Below are 5,981 nucleotides of genomic sequence, written 5' to 3' on the forward strand. Positions count from 1 at the left end.
CGCCCGGAGCGGCGCTCGCGCCCGGGCCGCTTGCGGTCCCCGCCCACCACGGCGCGGGCCGGGCCGACCGACTCCTCGGCGTCTTCCGGGAAGTCCAGGGCCTCGGCCAGCTCCGGGGAGGTGCTGAACCAGGTGGGCAGATCATGCTGGCCCAGGTCCAGCTCGGCATCGATAGCCTCCCACTTACCCTGTTCGTCGTAGCCGACCAGGGTGATGGCCGTGCCGGTGTGGCCGGCACGCCCGGTGCGGCCGATGCGGTGGATAAACGTCTGCGGATCGTCCGGGACCTGGTAGTTGATGACGTGGGTGACATCATCGATATCGATGCCGCGCGCGGCCACGTCCGTGGCCACCAGCGTGGAGACCGCGCCGGAGCGGAAGGCCTCCAGCGAGCGCTCGCGGGCGGCCTGGCCCATGTCCCCGTGCACGGCGGCCACGGCAAAGCCGCGCTGGGCCAGGTCCTCGGCCACCTGGGCGGCCGAGCGCTTGGTCCGGGTAAAGATGATGGTTCGGCCCCGCCCGCGGGCCTGCAGCGCGCGGGAGAGCACGGCCAGCTTGTCCATGCGGTGGGCCAGGAAGGAGATCTTCTTCGTCGAGGCGTGGGTCTGGTCGGTCTCGCCGGACTCGGCGCGGATGTGCACCGGCTTGTCCATGAAGCCGCGGGCCAGCGACAAGATGGCGCCCGGCATGGTGGCCGAGAACAACATCGTCTGCTGCAGGCTACCGGACACCGCGGCTGCGAGCTTTTCGATATCGGGCAAAAAGCCCAGGTCCAGCATCTCGTCGGCCTCGTCCAGGACCAGGATAGCCACCGCGTCCAAACACAGGTGGTGCTGGGAGTGCAGATCCAGCAGCCGGCCCGGGGTGCCGACCACGACGTCCGCGCCGCGTTCCAGCTCGGAGATCTGCTCGGCATAGGGCCGCCCGCCGAAGACCGTGACTACGCGCAGCGGCAGGTTGGCCGCCGCCGCCCGCAGGTCGTCGCCGACCTGGTGGGCCAGCTCGCGGGTGGGCACCACAATGAGGGCGTGTGGGGTGCCGTCGCACTCCGGCAGGGCCGCGTCGTCGAAGACCCGGTCGAGCAGGGGAACCCCGAAGCCCAAGGTCTTGCCCATGCCGGTGCGCGCCTGGCCGATGATGTCGGCGCCCTTGAGCGCCAGCGGCAGGGTGAGCTCCTGGATGGCGAAGGTGTGGGTAATACCCTGGGCGGCCAAGGCATCGCAGATCTCGGCGGCCACACCTAAGCGAGAAAACGTCGGGGTCGGCGGTACGGTGGAAGGCGTTTGCGAGTCAGACACACCTCGATACTAACCGGCACGGTTATAGTGGGGGCCATTAGATTGTTTGGCTTCGCGCTCAAACAGCAGGAATTGGTGCATCGCGGTGCGCCAGAGACGATGAAGACGCAGAAAGGCGGGTTTTCACCCATGGATATTAAGTTTGGTTTCGCGGACACGGCCCGGGAATTGGTCATCAACGCGGAGGGCACCCAGGACGAGCTGGCCCAGCGCATCCACTCCGCCCTGGCGGACAACTCCACCCTCGAGCTGGCCGATGAGAAGGGCCGCAAGTACCTGGTGCGCACCGACCGCGTGGTCTACGTCGAAATCGGCGCGGTCAAGCCGCACGCCGTCGGCTTCGCCGGCGTCTAGTTTTCCCACCGCTGCCCGGGGTCTTCGGCCCGGCCGCCCGCTTGCGGGGCGCCGGCAGGCACCGGGTAACCTAAAGGGCCATGGAGAATTCGGAATTTCCACAACCCCGGCACCACCGCCGCGCCGAGCCGCGCGGTGAGAACCACCAGCGCAGCTGGGCCGGGGATTTTGGCGTGCCGGAAAACGCCCGCCATTCCGCCGCGCACAACGGCGCGGGCGCGGGCGGGGCGGTGCAGCGCTTCGCCGCGGACTACGGCTGGTGGCGGGTGGTGGCCATCCCGGTCCTGGCGATCATCACCATCTGGGTGCTCATCGACATCTTCACCGGCCCCGACGAGGAGGCCGGATCCCCGCGCGCCCAGGAGCAAGACAGCGCGGCGGCCGACCACGACGCCACGGCCGTAGGCCCGGACCCGGCGGACGCCGGCGACGTCCAAGGCGCTATCGACCAGCTGCCGCCGGGCGGGGAGTTCACCCGCGCCGGGGACGACACCTACCGCGAGGTCGGCACGCCCGGGCTCGAGGTGGGGCAGGGCGAGGTGCGTACCGTGCGCTACTCGGTGGAGATTGAAAATGGTATCGACACCTCCAGCTACGGCGGCGACGCCGCCTTTGCCAGCATGGTGGACGCCACCCTGTCCGACCCGCGCGGCTGGACCAACGACCCGGCCTTCAAGTTCGTCCACGTGGGCGCCGACGAGGACCCGGACACCCGCTTCCGGCTGACCTCCCTGGAGACCACCGCCGAGCTATGCGGCGCGCAGCTGGGCATGGAGACCTCCTGCCACACCACGATTACCGGGGACTCGACCGTGGTGATCAACGAGTCGCGCTGGGTGCGCGGCTCCCGCGCCTTCGAGGGTGATGTGGGCAACTACCGCCAGTACCTCATCAACCACGAGTTCGGCCACGCCATCGGCTACGCCGAGCACCAGGCCTGCGGCGGCGAGGGCAAGCTGGCGCCGGTGATGATGCAGCAGACCATCTCGCTCAACAACAAGGCTCTGCACGCCGAGGCCCCGGACGAGGTCTACCCGGACGAGGACGTGACCTGCGAGCCGAACCCGTGGCCTTACCCGGTCCCGGGCGTGGAGGATCCCCACGACCCGGGCCACGGCAAAGCCCGCAACGACTAAACACACCTAAAACCTCAGCTAGTAACGTAACCCCAAACCGAACCGAGTGAAGGAGCCGGACGTGATTTCTAACCCTCCGGAGCATGTCTTAAGCGCATTCCGCAGCAGCGGCCGGCCGGCCGTGGGCCAGCCCGAGCAGCTGGGGTATGCCTGGGACAACGGCCTGCGCGTGGGTGACGTGGTCTACGCCGTCGCACCGGCCACGGCCACCTGGTCGGCCCGGGTGCGCGAAAAGTTGAGCGTGTCGGGGGCGCGGGTGGCCCGCCCGCTGCTGACCACGGACGGGCGCTACACCGTGGCCGGCTGGAAGGCTACCCAGTTCGTGGCCGGGGACCTAGAAAAGCGCGTCGACGAGACGGCGCTGCTGGCCGGGCGCTTAGAGGCCGCGCTGGCGGAGTACTCGGTGCCTTTCGCCGGCACCGCGGAAAGTCGCACGGACGTCTTCGCCCAGGCCGAGCGCGCGGCTTGGGAGGAAACCAGCGAGTACTACGCGGACCTTTCCGGCCTGCCCCGCGTGGTCGGGCACGCGGACCTTCTGGCAACCACCCTGTATTCCGGCCACAACCCGCCGGCCATCGTGGAGGTGGTGCCCACCGCCGCGCCCCGGCCGAAGGGCTACACGGCGGCCCTGGTGATTGTCGACGGGCTGGTTAACCGCGCCGTGGACGACGCCATCTGCGACCGCTTCGACCACATCGAGGGCTTGGACCAGCTGCTGCTGCGCGCGGCCGCCTACCGCCGCCACGTGAATTCCCTGCACGAGGATTCGCGCGTGAACGTACGTTCGGAGATCCAGCGGGTGGAGCAGATGCTCGTGTCCCGCGTGTGTGCCAAACTTTAGGGCATGACAGGACGTTATGATCCCCATGACACCGCCCGCAGCGGCGTAGTCCTCCCGCCCTCGCCCGAGGTGCGCCTCGTGGCCGGTGAGAAGCCCTCCGGCACCCGCGCGTGGCCGTACCCCTTGCCGGAGCGGGGGATATGGAAGGTGACCGGCCGGGCCGGGGCCGGGGTGAGCAGCTTTCTGGTGGACACCGTCCTCAACGTGCTGCGCGGCGGGGCGGACCCGGCCGGCGTGCTGGTGGTCAGCTCCTCCAAAGAATCCGCGGCGGCGCTGCGGCGCGAAATCTCCGCGCACCTGGGCGACTACGCCTCCTCGGCAGCGCTCGTGCGTTCGGTGCACTCGCTGGCCTTTTCGCTCCTGCGCCAGGCCAGCGACGAAGACCTGCGCCTTATCACCGGCGCGGAACAAGACGCCGTCATCCGCGAGCTGCTGGAAGGCCACGCCGCCGCCGGCGGGGCTAGCTGGCCGGAAGAGATCCGCCCGGCGCTGGGCATGGTGGGCTTTGCCCGGCAGCTGCGCGACTTTTTGCTGCGCGCCATCGAGCGCGGCCAGTCGCCGGAATCCCTGCGTCGGAAAGGCCGCGAACACTCCCGCCCCATGTGGACAGCTGCCGGGGACTTCCTAGAGGAATACGAACAGGTCATGGCGCTCAGCGGCGCGCATTCCTACTCGGCCGCGGAGCTGGTCAGCCAGGTGCTCCTGCGCGCCGGGCAGCTGGATTTTGGCCAATGGCACACCATCGTGGTCGATGACGCGCAGCTTTTGGCGCCGGCCTCCGGCGAGCTGCTGGAACTTATCATCGCGCAGGCGAAACTGGCCGTGGTGGGCGGCGACCCGGAGCAGGCGGTCTTCGCCTTCCGCGGCGCCAACACCCGTTTTTTCGACGAGCTGGCCGCCGAGCACCGGATCGACCTGGGCGCCTCGCAGCGGCAGCCGGAGCCGGCCTGCCTGGACATCGTGCCCACCGCGACCCAGCTGCAGGCCTCCGTGGCCGACGCCATCCGCCGCCGCCACCTAAGCGACGGGGTGGCGTGGAGCGATATCGCCGTCATCGTGCGCTCGGTCGCGGATATCACCCCGCTGCGCCGGGGCCTGCTGGCCGCCGGCGTGCCCGTGCACCTCAACCCCACGGACGTGGTGCTGGCCGAGCAGCGCCTCGTCGCCGCCATGGTCCAAGCGCTCGAGGCGGTCTACCAGCCCCTGCGTACCGCGCAGCTGGAAGAGCTCATGACCGGGCCCATCGGCGGCGCGGACCCGGTCACCCTGCGCCGGCTCATCCGCGGCCTGCGGCGCTGGAATCCCGCCCAGCGCGGCCTGGAAACCCTGCGGGAGCTCATCACCGGCCCGCTGCCGGACTTCGACGACCTGTTGACCGAGCGGGAAGTCGCCGTGCTGGAGCGTGTGCGCGGCGTGCTGGGCGCGGGCGTGGAGCAGGCCCAGGCTGGCGCCAGCGTGGAGGAGATCCTGTGGGCCATGTGGAACGCCACGGGCCTGGCCGAGCGCCTGCAGGCGGCTGCCCTGCGCGGCGGCGCGACCGGTTCCCAGGCGGACCGGGACCTGGATGCCATGATGGCGCTCTTCGACGCCGCCGGCGACTTCGTGGAGCGCTACCCGGGCGCCGGCCTTAAGACCTTCGTTCGCCACATCACGGAGCAGGAACTACCCACCGGCGTGCGCGACAGGCGCAACGCCACCCCGCAGGCGGTCAACATCCTGACCGCCCACGGCGCGGTGGGCCGCGAGTTCGACACCGTGGTCGTGGTCGGCGCCCAAGAGACCGAGTGGCCGTCGCTGGGGGAGACCGGCACCATCTTCGACCAGGCGGACCTGGTCGACCTGGTGGACGAGGGCATTGACCCGGACGTGCCGGTCAGCCACCTGCGCGAGCGCCTGCACGAGGAACGCCGCCTCTTCCACGTGGCCACCACCCGGCACACCGCACGCCTGCTGGTCGTGGCTATCGATGCCCCCGATGCCGAACAGGTCCAGGAGCCCTCCCGGTTCATCGCGGATTTCGCGACCCCGGCCATCAACTTCCCGGCGCTGTTCGCCCGCCGCGCGGCCAACCGGCGCCTGCGCACGAGCGTGTGGCCCAAGGAGCTGGGCCTGACCGTGCCAGAGCCGGCCGCCGAGACCCATCCGCAACCGGTACCCAGCGCCCTGCCCACCACAACCCAGGCACCGAGCGCGCCGGGGCAGGCCGGCGGGGCGGAGGTGGATCCGCTGCAGGTCTCGGTGCTTTCCGTGCCCGTCTTCGTGGCGGCACTGCGCCGGGTGGTCAGCGACGCCGAGCAGACCGAGCCCGCCCGCGAACAGGCCGCCCGGCAGCTGGCGCGGCTGGCCGCGGCC

At 70.2% G+C, this 5,981-nt stretch carries 5 protein-coding genes; 4 read left to right on the forward strand and 1 reads right to left on the reverse strand.

The genetic code is table 11. The features are described from left to right. Positions 1-1,298 (reverse strand): DEAD/DEAH box helicase (locus HMPREF3067_RS04775; RefSeq protein ID WP_070768594.1); only part of this gene is annotated, 1,298 nt, incomplete at its 3' end. Positions 1,299-1,427: 129 nt separating this feature from the next. On the opposite strand from HMPREF3067_RS04775, the gene HMPREF3067_RS04780 reads away from it, so the two are divergent. From HMPREF3067_RS04780 to HMPREF3067_RS04795, 4 genes are all read left to right on the forward strand, one after another. Further along, positions 1,428-1,652: a DUF3107 domain-containing protein gene (locus HMPREF3067_RS04780; protein ID WP_070768592.1), complete on the forward strand. Its 225-nt coding sequence runs from the start codon at positions 1,428-1,430 to the stop codon at positions 1,650-1,652. A gap of 80 nt (positions 1,653-1,732) precedes the next feature. Then, a complete protein-coding gene (locus tag HMPREF3067_RS04785) occupies positions 1,733-2,788 on the forward strand; it encodes a DUF3152 domain-containing protein (RefSeq protein ID WP_083319140.1) in 1,056 nt (351 codons plus the stop codon). 64 nt (positions 2,789-2,852) lie between these two features. Next, positions 2,853-3,629, forward strand: coding sequence for a TIGR02569 family protein (locus tag HMPREF3067_RS04790; RefSeq protein WP_070768596.1), 777 nt, complete (start codon positions 2,853-2,855; stop codon positions 3,627-3,629). Between the two features lie 3 nt (positions 3,630-3,632). Then, positions 3,633-5,981: UvrD-helicase domain-containing protein (locus HMPREF3067_RS04795; protein ID WP_083319141.1), on the forward strand; the 2,349-nt coding region annotated here is incomplete at its 3' end.

This window comes from Corynebacterium sp. HMSC04H06 (genome assembly GCF_001815935.1).
Taxonomy (GTDB): domain Bacteria; phylum Actinomycetota; class Actinomycetes; order Mycobacteriales; family Mycobacteriaceae; genus Corynebacterium.